Source organism: Sphingomonas sp. Leaf67, assembly GCF_001421965.1.
Taxonomy (GTDB): Bacteria; Pseudomonadota; Alphaproteobacteria; order Sphingomonadales; family Sphingomonadaceae; genus Sphingomonas.
This window is the reverse complement of sequence record NZ_LMLP01000001.1, coordinates 929,124-946,184: the sequence shown is the minus strand read 5'-3', so window position 1 is coordinate 946,184 and position 17,061 is coordinate 929,124. Positions and strand designations below refer to the sequence as shown.

The following is a 17,061-nucleotide window of genomic DNA, read 5'->3' as shown; positions in this document are numbered from 1 at the left end:
GGTTCGACCATCGTCGTTCGCTGGGTAGGGACGGACGGTGGTCTGGGTCCCGGCGGCAGGATATTCCGGTCGACGGCCGATTTATGCGCGATACCATGCCGGTTGCGGCGCGGCGCGGCACCTCCTGCGCCCTTCGGCCGGTTACACCATGGGTCGAGGACATGATGGAACGCGAAACGATGCAGACGAGTGCCGATCCCCCGCCCGCCGAAAACCGGACGATGCGCCTGCGGCCGATGACCCAGGATGATATCGCCGGGGTACATGCCCTGTCGAAGGCGGAGCAATGGCCGCACCGGGCCGAGGACCTGTCGGACATGCTGACGGTCGGCACCGGTACCGTCGCCGAACTGAACGGCGAAATCGTCGGCACGACCATGTGGTGGCGCGCTGGCCCTGCCATCGTCACGCTTGGCATGGTCATCGTGTCGCGGCGGCATCGCGGTGCGGGCATCGGTCGGATCGTGATGGAAGCGGTGCTGGACCAGATCGCCGATGCGATCGGCCCCGATGGTTCGATCCAGCTGAACGCGACCGAGGACGGGCTGCCGCTCTATCGCAAGCTGGGCTTCACCGGGATCGGCGAAATCCTGCAGCATCAAGGCGCGGCGTTCCAGGCACCGTTGGTGCCGCTGGCGGCCGGCGAGCGCATCCGGCCGATGGGGGAGCGCGACGGCACACTGGTCGATGCGCTGGTGCGCGCCGCCAGCGGTCTCGACCGCCCGACGGTGATGACGGTGCTGCGCGAAAAGGCGCATGGCGTGGTGCTGACCCACGGGGACGAGGTGACCGGCGTCGCGCTGTTCCGCCGGTTCGGGCGCGGGTATGTGGTTGGTCCGGTCATCGCCCCCGACCGGACCCGCGCGCAGGCGCTGATCGCGCAGTGGATCGGCTCGCGCAGTGGTGAGTTCATCCGGCTCGACATTCACGGCAATAGCGGGTTGGGACCATGGCTGGAGGAACTGGGACTGGTACGGGTCGGACGGGTCGTGACGATGGTCAAGGGCGCGGAGCCGCCGGCGACCGCCCCGGCGACGGCGTTCGCGATCGTGAGCCAGGCGCTGTGCTGAGCAACGACGACCTGCGCGGCACCGGGCTGCTGATCGAATCGATGCTGATCGGCGGCGAATGGGTCGCGGCACAGGACGGGGCCACGCTCGACGTGACCGACCCGGCGACCGGCGACGTGGTCGGCACGATCCCCGCGGGTGGGGCGGCCGATACCGAGGCGGCGATCGCCGCCGCAGCGGCCGCCTTGCCGGCGTGGAAGCGGCGGACCGCCGATGATCGCGCGACGTTGCTGGAACGCTGGCACGCGCTGATCCTCGACCATGCCGACACGCTGGCGGCGATCATGACCGCCGAACAGGGCAAGCCGCTGGCCGAATCGAAGGGCGAGATCGCCTATGCCGCGTCGTTCGTGAAATGGTTCGCGGGCGAGGGGCGGCGGATTTCCGGGCACACCATTCCGGCCCCGACCAGCGACCGCCGCATCCTCGCCACGCGCGAGCCGGTCGGCGTCTGTGCGGCGATCACGCCATGGAATTTCCCGGCGGCGATGATCACGCGCAAGGTCGCGCCGGCGCTGGCGGCGGGCTGCACCGTCGTCATCAAGCCGTCCGAGCTGACCCCCTATACCGCGCTCGCGCTGTGCAGGCTGGCCGAACGGGCGGGGATGCCGGCGGGCGTCGTCAACATGGTCACCGGCCTGCCGCAGGCGATCGGCGCGACGCTGACCGCATCGCCGGTAGTGCGCAAATTGTCGTTCACCGGATCGACGCGGGTCGGATCGCTGCTGATGCAGCAGTCGGCCGATACGCTGAAGCGGTTGAGCCTCGAACTCGGCGGCAACGCGCCGTTCATCGTGTTCGACGATGCCGATCTCGACACCGCCGTCGCCGGCGCGATGGCGTCGAAATTCCGCAATGCCGGCCAGACCTGCGTCTGCGCCAACCGCATTCTGGTGCAGGACGGCATCCACGACCGCTTCGTCGAGAAACTGGGCGAGGCGGTTCGGGCGCTGCGGGTCGGCGACGGCCGGGCGGAGGGGGTCACGATCGGCCCGCTCATCAACGCCGCCGCGACGCAGAAGGTCGCCGATCACCTGTCCGACGCGCTGGCGAAGGGCGCGAAGATCGCCGCCGCGCCCGAGGGCGTCGCGGAGAATGAACGCTTTGCCCGGCCGGTGGTGCTGACCGGGGCCACCGCCGACATGCGGCTGGCGTCGGAGGAAACCTTTGGCCCGGTCGCGCCGATTTTTCGCTTTTCGGCCGAGCAGGAGGCGATCGACCTTGCCAATGCCACGCCGTTCGGTCTCGCCAGCTATTTCTATACCGAGGACCTGCACCGCGCATGGCGCGTCGGCGAGGCGCTGGAGTTCGGCATGGTCGGGCTGAACACCGGCAGCATCGCGATGGAGATGTCGCCGTTCGGCGGGATCAAGGCATCGGGCCTGGGCCGCGAGGGCGGCCGCGAAGGCATTGATGAATATCTGGAAACGAAAGCGTTCCATTGGGGGGGATTGAAGGGCCTGTGAACAACTATCGGATTGCGGTCATTCCCGGAGACGGGATCGGCAAGGAAGTAATTCCCGAAGGCATCCGCGTGCTGGAAGCGGCGGCGGAGGCCCATGGCTTCACGGTCGAGCAACAATGGCATGATTTCGCGAGTTGCGATTATTATGTCCGCCACGGCCGGATGATGCCCGAAGACTGGAAGGCGCGGATCGGCGATGTCGATGCGATCTTCTTCGGCGCGGTCGGCTGGCCCGACACCGTGCCCGATCACATCTCGCTATGGGATTCGCTGATCCAGTTCCGGCGCGAATACGATCAATATGTCAATCTGCGCCCGGCGCGGCTGATGCCGGGCGTGCCGTGCCCGCTGGCCGGCCGCAAACCGGGCGACATCGACATGATGATCGTCCGCGAGAATACCGAGGGCGAATATTCGGCGATCGGCGGCACCGCCTTTCCCGGTACCGATCGCGAGGTCGTGTTGCAGGAAACGGTGATGACCCGCATCGGCACCGACCGAATCCTGCGCTACGCCTTCGACCTCGCGCAGAAGCGTCCGGCCAAGCATGTGACGTCGGCGACCAAGTCGAACGGCATCGCCATCACCATGCCGTGGTGGGACAGCCGCGTCGCTGAAATGGCCGCGCGCTACCCCGACATCCGCACCGACAAATATCATATCGACATCCTCGCGGCCCAGTTCGTCATGAACCCCGATCGCTTCGACGTCGTGGTCGCGTCCAACCTGTTCGGCGACATCCTGTCCGACCTTGGTCCTGCCTGCACCGGCACGATCGGGATCGCGCCGTGCGGCAACATCAACCCCGATCGCAGCGTGCCGTCGCTGTTCGAACCGGTGCACGGTTCGGCCCCTGACATAGCGGGGCAGGGCATCGCCAATCCCGTCGGGCAGATCTGGTGTGCGGCGATGATGCTCGATCATTTCGGCGAGCATGACGCAGCGAAGTCGATCGTGACGGCGATCGAAACGGTGCTGGCCACCGACAGCGGCCGGACCCGCGACCTGAAAGGGTCGGCGAATACCGAGCAGTGCGGGAAGGCGATTGCCGCGGCGATTGGCTGAGCCGGCGTCGGTCTCGCGCTTAACCGCACAATCGCCGTGCCCCCGCGCAGGCGGGTTTCAGAGCCAAGCAGAACAACGGTTTGTGCCCGGCACCCTGGGCCCCCGCCTGCGCGGGGGTACGGTCAAGGCGGGGCCGAGCGCGCGGCCCTGGCAAAGATTCTGCTCTGGCTGGAATCACGATAGGCGACCCACGGCATAATCTGCCGCACGCCTGCGAAGTTCGGCAGCTTGGCGGCGTCGCACGGCGCGCGGGATCGCTCCCGCCATCGTCGTCCGCCCCTACACTGGCCCCATCATCAGACAACAGGGCCAGCCATGTTTTCCAATTCGCTGATCGAGGCCGACCGCCGCCACCTCATCCATCCGGTCACCGCATGGCGCGGGCACGAGGCGCGGGGCGCGACCGTGTTGACCAGCGGGCAGGGCATGTACCTGACCGATGGCGACGGCAACCGGCTGCTCGACGCGTTTGCCGGCCTTTGGTGCGTCAATATCGGCTATGGTCATGAAAGCGTCGTCGAGGCGGCGGCGGAGCAGATGCGACGGCTGCCCTATGCCACCGGCTATTTCTCCTTCGCCAGCGAACCGGCGATCCGGCTGGCCGAGCGGCTGGCCGAGCTGTCGCCGCCGGGGCTGGAGCGAGTCTATTTCTCGCTCGGCGGATCGGATGCGGTCGATTCCGCGCTGCGCTTCATCGTCAACTACTGGAATGCCAAGGGCCGCCCGACCAAGAAACAGGTGATCGCGCTCGACAAGGGCTATCACGGATCGTCGTCGAACGGGGCGGGGATCACCGGCCTGCCCGCGTTCCACCGGCTGTTCGACCTGCCGCACGACTGGCAGCATCATATCCCGGCACCCTATCCCTATCGCCACGCGGTCGGCAGCGAACCGCAGGCGGTGATCGACGCCAGCGTCGCCGCGCTGAAGGCGAAGGTCGCCGAACTCGGTGCCGACAACGTCGCGGCCTTCTTCGCCGAACCGGTGCAGGGGTCGGCCGGGGTGATCATCCCGCCCAAGGGTTGGCTGAAGGCGATTCGCGCGACCTGCACCGAACTCGGCATCCTGCTGGTCGCCGATGAGGTCATCACCGGTTTCGGCCGTACCGGGCCGATGTTCGCCTGCGAAACCGAGGGCGTGACCCCCGACCTGATGACACTCGCCAAGGGGCTGACCGCCGGCTACGCGCCGATGGGCGCGGTGCTGATGACCGACGAGATCTATGCCGGCATCGCCGATGGTCCCGACAATCACCTGCCGGTCGGACATGGTGCGACCTATTCGGGGCATCCGGTATCGGCTGCCGTCGCGCTGGCGGTGCTGGATCTCTACGAGGGCGGCATCCTTGCCAACGGGATCGCCCGTGCGCCGCAACTGGCCGCCGGGCTGGCGGCGATCACCGATCATCCGCTGGTCGGCGACGTCCGTCAGGCGGGGATGCTGGCCGGCATCGAACTGGTGGCGGACAAGGTGAGCAAGGCCCGGTTCGACCCGGCGGTCGGCCTGCCCGACAAGCTGGCGCGGACCGGCTATGCCAACGGCATCATCTTTCGCGCCTTCGCCGACGGCACGATCGGTCTGGCACCCGCGATCAGTTGCGATGAAACCGATATGGCTGCATTGATTGAGCGGCTCACGCGGACGCTGGATCAGGTAGCGGACATGGCCGAGGTTCGCGCGGCCCTACGATAGACGTTGCGGTAACGGAATGATGAGATAAAGTCTCCTGTATGACACCATCGCCCAAACTCGATCGACTGGACTTCCGCATCCTTGCGCAATTGCAGCGCAACGGGCGGATCACGAACGTCGATCTGGCCGATGCGGTCGGCCTGTCGCCCAGCCCGTGCCTGTCGCGGGTCAAGCGGCTGGAAAAGGCGGGATATATCATCGGCTATGGCGCACATGTCGCGCTCGCCAAGCTGGGCGAGACGCTGACCGTCTTTACCGAGATCACGTTGAAGGATCACCGCACCGGCGACTTTTCGCGTTTCGAACAGCGCGCGCGCAACGTGCCCGAGGTCGTCGAATGCCATCTGGTCAGCGGCGGATACGACTATCTGGTCAAGTTCATCACCCGCAACGTGTCGCAATATCAGGAGCTGATCGAATCGATCCTTGAAAGCGATTTCGGGATCGAGAAGTATTTCAGCTATATCGTACTCAAATCTCCGATCGTGAAACGCTACGACCCGATCGAGGCGCTGTTCGACGAACGGAGCTAACCACGAAAGGCGCCCGACGATGCGTATCGACGACCAGGATCTTGCCGACCTCGCCGCGTTGCGCCGCGACCTGCATGCGCACCCCGAACTGGGCTTTGCCGAACACCGTACCGCCGCGATCGTCGCCGAAGCGCTGCGCGCCGCCGGGCTGGAGGTGACGACCGGTATCGGGGGTACGGGCGTGGTCGGTACGCTGCGCAACGGTCCGGGCAACGGTGCGATCGGCTTTCGCGCCGACATGGATGCGCTGCCGTTCGCCGAGCAGACCGGTCTGCCCTATGCCAGCAAGACGCCGGGCGTGTTCCATGGCTGCGGTCATGACGGACATAGCGCGACGCTGATCGGCGCGGCGCGTCATCTGGCGAAAACGCGGGAATTTTCGGGTACGATCCACTTCATCTTCCAGCCGGCGGAGGAAGGGCAGGGCGGGGCCGATGCGATGGTTCGCGACGGGCTGTTCGACCGTTTTCCGTGTGATCGGGTGTTCGCGCTCCATAACTGGCCCGACCTGCCGCTGGGCAGCGCGCGTACCCGGCCGGGGCCGATCATGGCCGCCGCCGACCGGTTCGACATCGTGATTTCCGGCAAGGGCGGCCATGCCGCCATGCCGCACCAGACGCCCGACGCGATCCTCGCCGCGGCGACGTTGGTCCAGCAGCTCAACACCATCGTCGCCCGCCGCCTGCCGCCGACCGAAAGCGCGGTGCTGTCGGTGACCAAGGTGCATGGTGGCGATTCGCACAACGTCATTCCGGCGACGGTGACGCTGACCGGCACCGTCCGGACGTTCTCTCCGCAAGTGCAGGACCGGATCGAGGAGTCGCTACGCGCGATCTGCGACGGGGTCGCCCGGTCGAGCGAGACGCAGATCGCGGTCGACTATATCCGCTATTATCCCGCGACGGTGAACGATGCCGAAAGCGCCGCGATCGCGCTGGCGGCGGCACGGGCGGTGTGCGGCGATGCGCTGGAAGCACCGGCCCCCGCGTTCACGTCGGAGGACTTCGCCTTCATGCTGCGTGCCCGGCCCGGTGCCTATCTGTGGATGGGCCAGCGCGACGACACCCATGTCGCGGCGCTCCATCACCCGGCCTATGACTTCAACGACGCGGTGACGCCGATCGGCATCGCGTGGTTCGCCGAATTGGCCAGGAATCAGCTTCCCGTCGGCTGACGGCACGAATGCGTCGGCGCACCACGCCCAAAGCCGCATTTCGTTCCGAAGGTGTCACAGCTTCGCAACAAAATGCTTGAGCCCCCCCCGCATGATGCAGATGCCGCAGAGGTGGCGCTACATCGACCAGCCGGTCCATCGAAACCGGGACGAAGGTCGGGACGCCATCAGGTCGAGGACGACGCGATAGCCGTTTCACGCTTGGGGGTTCAAATGCGCAACCGACATCTGCTTTTCTTCAGCGCCGCCAATCTGGCGCTTCTGGCACCGACCACGGTGTCGGCACAGGAACTGGCCGCCGCCACGACTGCCTCGACAACCGCGCCCGAGGAGGCGGGGCAGCCCGGCGAGAGCGAGATCGTCGTCGAGGGCGTTCGCCAGCAATATGTGGCGAACGTTCCGACGATCGAGGTGCCCCAGAGCATCCAGATCCTGTCGTCGGAAACGTTGAAGGATGCCGGCATCACCCGGCTCGACAACGCGCTCGACTTCGCGACCGGCATCGCCCGGCAGAACAACTTCGGCGGTCTGTTCGATGTGTTCGCCTGTCGCGGTTTCAGCGGTGACGAAGGTGCGGGCAGCAACTATCTGGTCAACGGCTTCAACGCCGCCCGCGGCTATGGCGGCGCGCGCGACACGTCGAACGTGCAGCAGGTGCAGGTGCTGAAGGGGCCGAATTCGGCGCTGTTCGGGCGCGGTGAGCCGGGCTGTACCGTCAACATCATCACCAAGAAGCCGGGTTTCGACCTGCATGGTGGCGTGATCCTGTCGGCGGGCAGCTACAACAATTTCCGCAGCGAAGGCGATTTCAACGTACCGCTGTCGGACCGGGTCGCGGTGCGCGTGACCGGTGCCGCCGAGTCCGCGGACAGCTTCCGCGATTTCCTGTCGAGCGAGAAGGTCACGGTCACGCCGTCGATCCTCGCCAAGCTCGGGCAGGACAGCTCGATCAGCTATGAATTCGAATATATCGATCAGAAGGTCGTCTTCGACCGCGGCATCGTCGCGCCGACCGGCGACCTGAAGCTCGTGCCGCGCGAACGCTTTTTCGGCGAGCCCGGCGACGGCCCGGTCCATGTCCGCGCCATGGGCCATCAGGCGCAGTTGCAGCACGACTTCAGCCCCGACTGGTCGCTGGTGCTGGGCGTCGGCTATCGCGACACCTTCTTCAAGGGCGTGTCGACCGAAGCCGAACTCGCTGCCGGGCGTCAGCGCATCTATACCGACGGCACCACCCTGTCGCGCCAGCGCCGCGAACGTGACTATTCGACGACCGACCTGACCTTCCGCGGGGAAGTGAGCGGAGAATTCGGCACCGGGCCGCTGCAGCATCACATGATCGTCGGCGCCGACTGGGACGATTACCAGCTCGATGTCGTCCAGAACCGCTATCGCCCGCCCGTCGTGGCGTCGCAGACTGCCGGCAATCTGGCACTCGGCAACCGCATCGACATCTTCAACCCGGTCTATGGCAAGCTGCCCGTCCCCGGCCGGTTCCAGAGCTATGTGGAACGGCAGAATAGCTGGGGTGCCTATCTGCAGGATCAGGTCGACGTGACCGATGCGCTGAAGGTCCGCTTTGGCGGTCGCTTCGACAATTTCGAACAGATCGTCGACGACCGCGTCGCTGCGCGTCGCACGATGCAGGAAAAGACCGCGTTCAGCCCGTCGGTCGGCGCGACCTATCTGTTCGGTGACGATGTCTCGATCTACGCGAATTACGGTCGCGGTTTCCGCCCGAACAACGGGACCGACGCGAACAACAACGCCTTCGAACCCGAACGCACCGTGTCCTATGAAGCCGGGGCGAAGATATCGCTCCTACGCAAGCGGTTGACCGGTACGCTCGCCTTTTTCAAGACGACCAAGGACAACGTGCTGACCGCCGACCCGATCAACGCCAATTTTTCGCTGGCGGTGGGCAAGGCGCGCAGCAAGGGCGTCGAGGCGGAATTGTCGGGCAACCTGCCGGCCGGGTTCCGGGTCCAGCTGAATTACGCCTATATCGATGCCGAAGTGGCGCAGAACGCGCTCGACCCCAATTTCGGCTTCGGCCTGCGCGAGGGTGATCCGCTGCTCAACATTCCCAAGAACAGCGGCAGCGCGCTGCTGTTCAAGGACTTCGATATCGGCAGCAGCCGGCTGACGCTGGGTGCAGGCGTGAACTACGTCGGCAAGCGGCTGGGCGAGACCGGCTTCCGCTTTGCGAACGGCGAATTCTACTATCTGCCCGCCTATACGCTGACCCGGGTCATGGCGTCGTACGAACCAACCGAGCGGCTGCGCGTGTCGAGCGAGGTGACGAACCTGTTCGACGAACATTATTTCCCGAGCTCCTATTCGCGGCTGTGGACGCTGCCCGGCGCGCCGCGCCAGTTCATGGTCCGCGTCGGCTATTCCTACTGAACTACCCTCGGCCGGCGCCTGCCACGCGCCGGCCGTCGTCCGATCGTCTAGCGAGATGTGAGGTGTCATGACCCGCCAACGCCCGCTGCACGCATCGAACATGCGCGACGCTGGTTTTCATCGTGGCGCACGCGCCGGAATGATCGGTTGAGGGGCGATCGCTTCGCCTGCGTACATATCGGGGACGGTGGTTCGCCGTCCCCCATCCGGAGTATCTGCCCATGCGTCACATCCTGACCGGTTTCGCCGCTGCTGCCCTGTTCGCTGCCCCGGCATTTGCCCATCCCAAGCTGGTGTCGGCGACGCCGGCCGCCGACGCGAAGGTCGCGGCAGGTCCCAAGACGCTGACGCTGACCTTTTCCGAGAAGCTGGTCGCGCCATTGTCCGGTGCGGAACTGACCATGTTGCCGATGCCGGGCATGGGCCCGCACCGCATCCCCGCCACCGCGAAGGTCGGCAATGACGGCAGTTCGCTGGTGCTGACGCTGGCCCGTCCGCTGCCGCGTGGCAGCTACCGTGTCGACTGGCATGTGGTATCGACCGATACCCACCGGGTGACCGGCAGCTACACGATCACGGTGGGCTGACCTTGGACGCGGCCGCGTTCGTCGTTGTGCGCGGCCTGTTGCTGGCAGTCCTGCCGGCGACGTTCGGGCTGGCGCTGTTCGCCCGAAAAGGTCTGGCCGGGCGGCGGGGGTTGATCGTCACCACCGTCGCCGCGCTGCTCCTGTCCGGTGTCGCCTTCGCCCTGATGGCGGCGGAGATGACCGGGGCGGGGGTCGGATCGCTCGATCGCGACCTGCTATGGATGCTGGTGCGCGAGACGACGCCGGGCACCGCCTTCGTGATCCGCAATGCCGCGCTGGTGGCGATGCTGGTCGCGCTGCTCGTGCCACGGCCCCGCTTCACCCTCGTCGCGCTGCTGGCCGCGATCGCCAGCGCAACGCTGGCGTGGAACGGCCATGGCGCGATGCACGAGGGGGCGGCGGGCTGGCGGCATCTGGTCGCCGACATCCTGCATATTCTGGCAGCGGGGGCGTGGATCGGGGCGCTGACGGTGTTCGTCGGACTGGCGCTGCGCCGATCGGGGCAGGCCGGGGATGCACTCGCGGGTTTTGCGGGAATGGGCACGGCGATCGTCGCCACGATCCTGCTGACCGGCATCGTCAACGCAGCCATGATGGTCGGCATCGATGGGGTCGCCCGGCTCGGCGACACCCTGTACGGACGGTTGCTGCTCGCCAAGCTGGCGCTGTTCGCCCTGATGCTGGCGCTCGCCGCGGCCAACCGTTTCGTCCTGACTCCGCGCCTTGCCGCCAGCGGCGACGTGCGCGCGCTACGGATCAGCCTGTCGATCGAGTTCGCCGCTGCCATATTGATTATACTGCTGATCGGCTGGGCCGGCACGCTCGAACCACCGGTGTCGGCCGCTTCCTGAACGCATCTGCGTTTGTCGGACGCCTGAGCGCGCTTTCCTTCGGGCAATCGGGAACGCAGGGCGCTGACGCGACCCGGGGCCGGTCACATGGAAAACGAAGTATCGGCATCCGGGGGGGATGCATCGACGCCGACAACTTCGGGAGCGTCATCGATGCCAACGGTTGCGATGGACGTCAGCTGTCGCCCGGCGGGGTGGGGACGGGGGCAGTGTTCCGATCGTGCGAAATTTGCACGATCCGCGCGGCTGCCTCAACGGCGGCGGCCAACATGGCGTTGCGCTCCGCCGACGAGATGGACGGGCGCGGCTTGTCGTCGAGGACGCTGATGACGCCGACGGGCAGTCGGCCGTGCGGGCGGATCAGCGATGCCGCGTAATAGCGGAACCTGCCCACCTCACCATTTACCCACGGGTTCTCGGCAAATCGTTTGTCAGCGCAAAGGTCAGGCACGACGAACAGATCGTCGTCAGCGTACAGCGCATGCCCCGACAGCGAATTCCTGCGACGATATGCGCCGATCGCGAATCCATGCGCAGCGATCACATATTGTGTCTCGCCGTACAGAACCGACAGCAACGAAGCCTTGCCGAGAACTTGCCGGCAAGCCTTGGTGCAGATCGCTTCCAGCACCGCATCGCCCCTGGCCTCAAGCACACCCGTTTCGATCACGGCACGCTCGCGCTCCGGATCATTGGCCCCTGTCGGCGGCGGAGAAAAATACGAGACGCCCACAAAAGTCCCCTTCGCTATCATCGGCGTCCTTAACTGCCCGGAACGCGTTAACAACCAACGATTATTTTGGAACTGTCTCGTTTTAGCCCATGCTGCCCCCGCAACACGTCACGTTAACTGCAACGTTACTCCATCCTGACGGATGCTGTGGTTACCAATCTTGTCCGCTACCATCCCCACGATGCCGGGCATCGCCGGAACCCCGGGCCGTTCCACCCTGTCGACGTTTCGTCGCGTCTTCGCGTCAAAAAAACGCGGAATGTGATTTAGCAAGCGCCAAACTTGCTTGATCCCGGCGGTTGTACGAAGGCAGTCGGATGCTGGTACTGCTCCTCGTCTCGCTTGTCGGCAGCTGCCTTCTGCCGCAGATCGCCCGGTTCATGGGGCGTGGTGCCGGACTGATCATCGCGTTGTTCCCGCTCGGCCTGTTCGCGGCGTTTATCCGCATGTCCGACATCGTCGAGCGTGGATGGGTGCGGGGCGAGGGCAAGGACTGGGCACCCTCGGTCGGGTTGGACCTGACATTGCGGCTCGATGGATTTTCGTTCCTGTTCTGCCTGTTGATTACCGGGATCGGGACGTTGGTGATCGTCTATGCCGGCGGCTATCTGACGGGGAAGCCACGGCATCAGCGGGCACGGTTCTTCACGCTGATCCTGTTGTTCATGACCGCGATGCTCGGCACCGTGCTCGCCGACAATCTGCTGCTGATGGTGACGATGTGGGAGGCGACGAGCATTCTGTCGTTCCTGCTGATCGGGTTCGACAGCCGTTCCGCGCGGGCCCGGCGCGCAGCGTTGATGGCGTTGCAGGTGACGGCGGGCGGCGGGCTGGCGCTGGTCGCGGCGGTGGCGATGATCGCGCATGTGCTGGGCACCTTCTCGCTCGCGCAGACGATCGATCGCACGCCGGAGCTGATCGCGAGTAGCTGGTCAGCACCGATCATCGTCGCGGTGATGATCGCCGGCTTCACCAAATCGGCCCAGTTCCCGTTCCATTTCTGGCTGCCCAACGCGATGCAGGCCCCCACGCCGGCGTCGGCCTTCCTGCATTCCGCGACGATGGTGAAGCTCGGCATCTATCTGCTCGCGCGGTTCGAACCGGTGATCGCGGCAACGGTGTGGGGCCGCAACGTGATGATTGCGGTCGCGTGCATCACCATGCTGGTCGCGGCGGTACAGGCGTTGCGGGCGGAGAGCTTCAAGGCGGCGCTCGCCTATTCGACGATCGCCTCGCTCGGCATTCTCGTCCTGCTGGTCGGGCTGGACGGGCCGACCGCGACGGTGGCGATGATCGGCTTCCTGATCGCCCATGCGCTGTACAAGGCGGCGTTGTTCTTCTGCGCCGGATCGGTGCTGCACATGACCGGACAGGGATCGTTGCGCGCGCTGGGCGGACTCGCCCGGAAAATGCCGCTGACTGCCCTCGCCTGTATCGGGGCCAGCCTGTCGATGGCGGGGATACCGCCCTTTTTCGGTTTCATTACCAAGGAATTCCTGTTCCAGGCGCAGATCGAGAGCAGTTGGGAAAGCGTACCGATCGCGATCGCCGTACTGGTCAATGCGGTGATGGTCGCCGTCGCGTCGGTCGTGACGCTGCGGCCCTTCTTCCTGAAGCCCGGCGCGCCGATCGAGTTCAAGAATCGCGAGAGCCTGTCGCTGGGCTTGCCGCCGCTGTTCCTGTCGCTGCTCGGCCTGTTCCTCAGCCTCAATCCGGGATGGATCGAGCGCGTGGTCGTCAGCCCGGCGGTCGCGGCGGTCTATCGTCGGCCGATCCCGGTCGATGTCGCGGTATGGCACGGCGTCACGCCGATGCTGTTGCTGAGTGGTCTGGTCGTCGTCGTCGGCATCGCCATCTCGGTGTTCTGGCGTCGCATTCACCTGTTCCTGCGCGATAGCGACCGGTTCGAACGCTTTGCGATCGAACGCCTGTGGGAATCGAGTCAGCGGGCGCTGCCATGGCTGTCGGCGCATGCGGTCAACTGGACCGAACACAGCGATCTGCGCGTCTTGCTGGGCATCGTCCTCGCCACGATCGCCGGCATCACCGGGTGGTCGATCGTCGCGGTCGGGGCGCCGGTGCGGATCGCGGTCGGTGAGATGCCGCATCTGGCCGATGCCGCGATCGCCCTGGCGGCGGTCGTCGGTGCCGTCGTCGCGGCGCGGTCGCAACACCTGATCACGACGATGCTGGCCGTCGGCCTGACCGGCTTCGCCGTCGCGATCCTGTTCATGACCGGCGGTGCGCCCGACCTCGCCATCACGCAGTTCACCGTCGAGGCGTTGCTGGTCGTCCTGTTGACCGCGATGCTGGCGACGCTGCCGCTGATTGCCGGGCGGACGCGCAACCCGGCGCAGCGGTGGGTCGATGCCGGCCTCGCCGGGGCGCTGGCGCTGGTCCTGCTGGTCGCGACGCTGGACGCGGCGGCGGCGATCCATGGTGCGCCGGCCTCCGACTTTTTCGGTCGGATGAGCTATATCGCCGGGCGGGGGCACAATGTCGTCAACGTCATCCTCGTCGATTTCCGCGCGTTCGATACGCTGGGCGAAACGGCGGTCATCGCCGCCGCCGCGCTGCTGGGATCGGCGCTGTTCTTCCGTCCGGGCGACGAAGACCGCCCCGTCCGTGGCGACGTCCATTTCGGCTTTGCAATGGCGGCGGGGCCGCTGTTCGCGCTGTTGCTGGCGGCATCGGTCGCGATCCTGTGGCGCGGCCATGACCAGCCCGGCGGCGGGTTCATCGGCGGGTTGGTCGCATCGCTCGCCTTCGCCGTCCTGTCGCTGGCGCGCGGGCCGATCGCCGCAGCGCGCAGCTTGCGGATGCCACCGACCGTGCTGGTCGGGGCCGGACTGTTGCTGGCGGTGGCCAGCGGCCTGCCGGGCATGATCGGCGGCGGGGCGTATCTGACCCATACATGGTGGGAACCGGGCGGATGGTTGCCGAAACTCGGCACGACGCTGTTGTTCGACATCGGCGTCTATCTGGTCGTGCTGGGCGCGGTGCTGACCTATCTCTTCGGATTGCAGAAGGAGGCGGTACGATGATCCTGCTCCACGCCGTCGCCGCTGCGATCGTCATCGCCTGTGCGCTGCATATGGTGTTGTCGCGCAATCTGGTGCGGATCCTGCTGGGGCTGGCGCTGCTGGCAACCGGCACGAACCTGATGCTGTTCGTCGCCGGTGGACGGGGCGGGCGGCAACCGCCGTTGATCCGGGAGGGGGCGAAGACGCTCGGCGTGTCGGCCGATCCGACGATCCAGGCGCTGATCCTGACCGCGATCGTCATCGGCCTCGCCCTGACGGTCATCCTCGCGACGGTCGTTTTGCGCGGGTGGCACGCGACGGGATCGCTCGACGCGCGCGATCTCGATCTGGTCGAACCACGGCCCACGACCAAACCGGTCGAACCGTCATGATGCCCGACGCCCTGTTGTTGCTGGCGCCGGTCGTCCTGCCGCTGGCCGGCGGCGCGGTCGCGATGGTGCTGCGCCGGCGGCCGCGGCTGGTTGAGCCGTTCGCGGGCGGCATCGTCGCGCTGACCGTGCTCGCATCGTTCGCGCTGTTGCTGCGGACGCTCGATCGCGACAGCCTTGCCGTCACGATCTTCGGGGGCTGGCCGGGCGGGATCGGCGTGGGCTTTGCCGCGCGCCTGCCGGGCGTCGCGCTGGTCGCCGTCGTGGCGCTGGTCGCCTGCGCCGCGGCGATCTTCGCACGGGCGGACATCGGCGACCGGCGGCGGCGGGCGGGCTATGACGCGTTGATGCTGGCGCTGATCGGGGCGGTCGACGGCGCGTTGCTGACGACCGACCTGTTCAACCTGTATGTCTGGTTCGAACTGGCGCTGGTCGCGGCGCTGGGACTGATCCTGCTCGACCGGCGGCGGCATCAGGTCGGCGGTGCGACCCGCTATGCCGTGTTCGGCATGGTCGGTGCGACGGCGATCCTGATCGGCATCGGGCTGCTCTACGGCGTGACCGGCACGCTCGACATGGCCAGCCTCGCGACGATCCTCAAGTCGCGCCCGCCCAGCGTCACGACCGGCGTCGCCGCGGCGCTCCTGCTGTCGGGCTTTGCACTCAAATCCGGTCTTGCCCCCTTCCATGTCTGGCTCCCCGCTTCCTACGCCGCCGCGCCGTTGACGGTTGCGGCGGTGTTTGCGGCGTTGATGACGAAGATGGGCTTCTTCGCGCTGATGCTCGTGATGGCCGGCATGTTCGGCAGCGGCGCGGCGCAGCTGTATCCGGTCATCGCCGTGCTGGCCGCCGTGACGATGCTGCTGTGCGCGCTGGCGACGCTGGCGCAGACCGACATGCGCCGGCTGATCGGCTATCATGTCGTGGCGCAGGTCGGGTATATGGCGGCCGGGCTGGCGATCGGGTCGGCGATGGGACTGGCGGCGGCGACCTTCACCATGATTCATTCAATGATCGTGCAGGCGAACCTGTTCCTTGGCATCGGTGCGATCCGCCGCGCGACCGGCAGCTGGGACCTGAAGCGTAGCGGCGGCATGGTGCGGTCGGACCGGTGGTTCGTATTTCTGTTCGCAGTGCCGATGCTGTCGCTGGCGGGTATTCCACCGCTCTCCGGTTTCTGGGCAAAGCTGTTCGTCCTGCGGGCGTCGGTTGATGCCGGCATGGGCTGGCTGGCGCTGATCGCGCTGATCGCCGCGCTGCTGACGATCGTTTCGGTCGCCAATTTGTGGTCGGAAACCTGTTGGAAGGCGCTGCCGACCGATCGCCAGCCGCGCCGCGTGCCGACCGCGATGAAGGCGGGGATGGCGGTGCTGTCCGCCGCGACGCTTGCCATCGGGCTGTTCCCACAATCGCTGTGGGTCGTCGCACGAACCTCGGCGCGCACCTTGACGGAGTTGGGGCTATGACCATCGTGCGGCGGATCGTTGCCGTCCCAGCCCTGCTGGCGGTGTTCCTGTGGGATCTGGTCTTCTCGTCGTTTCGGGTGGCGGCGGTAGTGTTGCGCCCCCGGTTGCGGAACCGGCCCGCCATTCTCGTGATGACGACCGACCTTCGACAGCCATGGGCGGTAGCGCTGCTCGCCTATTTCACGTCACTTACGCCCGGATCGACGTGCCTGCATGTGTCGGGCGATCGCCGCCGGCTGTATCTCCACGTGCTCGACGCGCCCGATCCACTCGCGACGATCGCGCGGTTTCGGCGGTTGTACGAACGCTGGATACGGGAGTTGGCGGCATGATCGCGTTCGATCTGGCCGGCATCGCGTGGGGGCTGATGGCACTGCTCGGCGTCGCGCTGGCGCTGGCGGCGTGGCGGATGCTGCGTGGCCCGACGCCGGCCGACCGCTTCGTCGCGTTCGACATGCTGACCGCCATCGCGGTCGCCTTCTCCGCGTTGACCGCCGTCGCAACGGGGCGCAGCGGCTTTCTCGACGTCGCGCTGGTCCTGTCGCTCGTCAGCTTCGTCGCGACGTCCGCGTTCGCTCTCTTCCTCGAACAGCGAAAGCAGCCCTGA

15 protein-coding genes are annotated in these 17,061 nt (G+C 66.4%); 14 read left to right on the top strand and 1 reads right to left on the bottom strand.

From position 1 onward, the window contains the following. The first annotated feature begins 83 nt into the window (after window positions 1-83). The 9 genes from ASE90_RS04490 (at window position 84) to copD (ending at window position 10,843) form a co-directional block, all read left to right on the top strand. Window positions 84-1,070 carry a GNAT family N-acetyltransferase gene (locus ASE90_RS04490; protein WP_156361408.1) on the top strand — a complete coding sequence of 329 codons (987 nt, stop codon included), beginning with the start codon at window positions 84-86 and terminating at the stop codon, window positions 1,068-1,070. Window positions 1,071-1,111: 41 nt separating this feature from the next. Beyond that, window positions 1,112-2,536, top strand: a complete 1,425-nt coding sequence (locus tag ASE90_RS04485; RefSeq protein ID WP_055997297.1) for an NAD-dependent succinate-semialdehyde dehydrogenase — start codon at window positions 1,112-1,114, stop codon at window positions 2,534-2,536. After that, complete coding sequence (locus tag ASE90_RS04480; protein WP_055996452.1) at window positions 2,533-3,600, top strand: tartrate dehydrogenase; 1,068 nt, start codon at window positions 2,533-2,535, stop codon at window positions 3,598-3,600. Before ASE90_RS04485 ends, ASE90_RS04480 begins: the two co-directional genes overlap by 4 nt. A gap of 315 nt (window positions 3,601-3,915) precedes the next feature. After that, complete coding sequence (locus ASE90_RS04475; protein WP_055996449.1) at window positions 3,916-5,292, top strand: aminotransferase class III-fold pyridoxal phosphate-dependent enzyme; 1,377 nt, start codon at window positions 3,916-3,918, stop codon at window positions 5,290-5,292. 38 nt (window positions 5,293-5,330) lie between these two features. Further along, on the top strand, window positions 5,331-5,825 hold the full coding sequence (locus ASE90_RS04470) for an Lrp/AsnC family transcriptional regulator (RefSeq protein WP_055996446.1): 495 nt from the start codon (window positions 5,331-5,333) through the stop codon (window positions 5,823-5,825). 19 nt (window positions 5,826-5,844) lie between these two features. Further along, the gene (locus ASE90_RS04465; RefSeq protein WP_055996443.1) at window positions 5,845-6,999 is read left to right on the top strand and encodes a M20 aminoacylase family protein; all 1,155 of its coding nucleotides are present in this window, start codon (window positions 5,845-5,847) and stop codon (window positions 6,997-6,999) included. Window positions 7,000-7,212: 213 nt separating this feature from the next. After that, complete coding sequence (locus ASE90_RS04460) at window positions 7,213-9,405, top strand: TonB-dependent siderophore receptor (RefSeq protein ID WP_055996440.1); 2,193 nt, start codon at window positions 7,213-7,215, stop codon at window positions 9,403-9,405. A gap of 221 nt (window positions 9,406-9,626) precedes the next feature. Then, window positions 9,627-9,992: a copper homeostasis periplasmic binding protein CopC gene (copC, locus tag ASE90_RS04455; protein WP_055996437.1), complete on the top strand. Its 366-nt coding sequence runs from the start codon at window positions 9,627-9,629 to the stop codon at window positions 9,990-9,992. A 2-nt stretch (window positions 9,993-9,994) separates the two neighbouring features. Next, entirely contained in the window at window positions 9,995-10,843 is an 849-nt protein-coding gene (gene copD / locus ASE90_RS04450; protein WP_055996434.1) for a copper homeostasis membrane protein CopD, read from the top strand. A 175-nt stretch (window positions 10,844-11,018) separates the two neighbouring features. Here the strand turns inward: copD and ASE90_RS04445 are convergent, their stop codons facing one another. Next, window positions 11,019-11,576: a GAF domain-containing protein gene (locus tag ASE90_RS04445; protein WP_162235043.1), complete on the bottom strand. Its 558-nt coding sequence runs from the start codon at window positions 11,574-11,576 to the stop codon at window positions 11,019-11,021. A gap of 317 nt (window positions 11,577-11,893) precedes the next feature. Between ASE90_RS04445 and mbhE the strand changes: the two genes are divergently transcribed. From mbhE to ASE90_RS04420, 5 genes are read left to right on the top strand one after another with little or no spacing between them, the layout of a single operon-like run. Then, a complete protein-coding gene (mbhE, locus tag ASE90_RS04440) occupies window positions 11,894-14,620 on the top strand; it encodes a hydrogen gas-evolving membrane-bound hydrogenase subunit E (protein WP_055996428.1) in 2,727 nt (908 codons plus the stop codon). Then, on the top strand, window positions 14,617-14,991 hold the full coding sequence (locus tag ASE90_RS04435; protein WP_235531644.1) for a sodium:proton antiporter: 375 nt from the start codon (window positions 14,617-14,619) through the stop codon (window positions 14,989-14,991). The genes mbhE and ASE90_RS04435 overlap by 4 nt, the downstream gene beginning before the upstream one ends. Beyond that, on the top strand, window positions 14,988-16,454 hold the full coding sequence (locus ASE90_RS04430) for a proton-conducting transporter membrane subunit (protein WP_055996425.1): 1,467 nt from the start codon (window positions 14,988-14,990) through the stop codon (window positions 16,452-16,454). The genes ASE90_RS04435 and ASE90_RS04430 overlap by 4 nt, the downstream gene beginning before the upstream one ends. Beyond that, window positions 16,451-16,786, top strand: coding sequence for a Na+/H+ antiporter subunit E (locus ASE90_RS04425; RefSeq protein WP_055996422.1), 336 nt, complete (start codon window positions 16,451-16,453; stop codon window positions 16,784-16,786). Before ASE90_RS04430 ends, ASE90_RS04425 begins: the two co-directional genes overlap by 4 nt. After that, entirely contained in the window at window positions 16,783-17,061 is a 279-nt protein-coding gene (locus ASE90_RS04420; protein WP_055996419.1) for a monovalent cation/H+ antiporter complex subunit F, read from the top strand. The genes ASE90_RS04425 and ASE90_RS04420 overlap by 4 nt, the downstream gene beginning before the upstream one ends.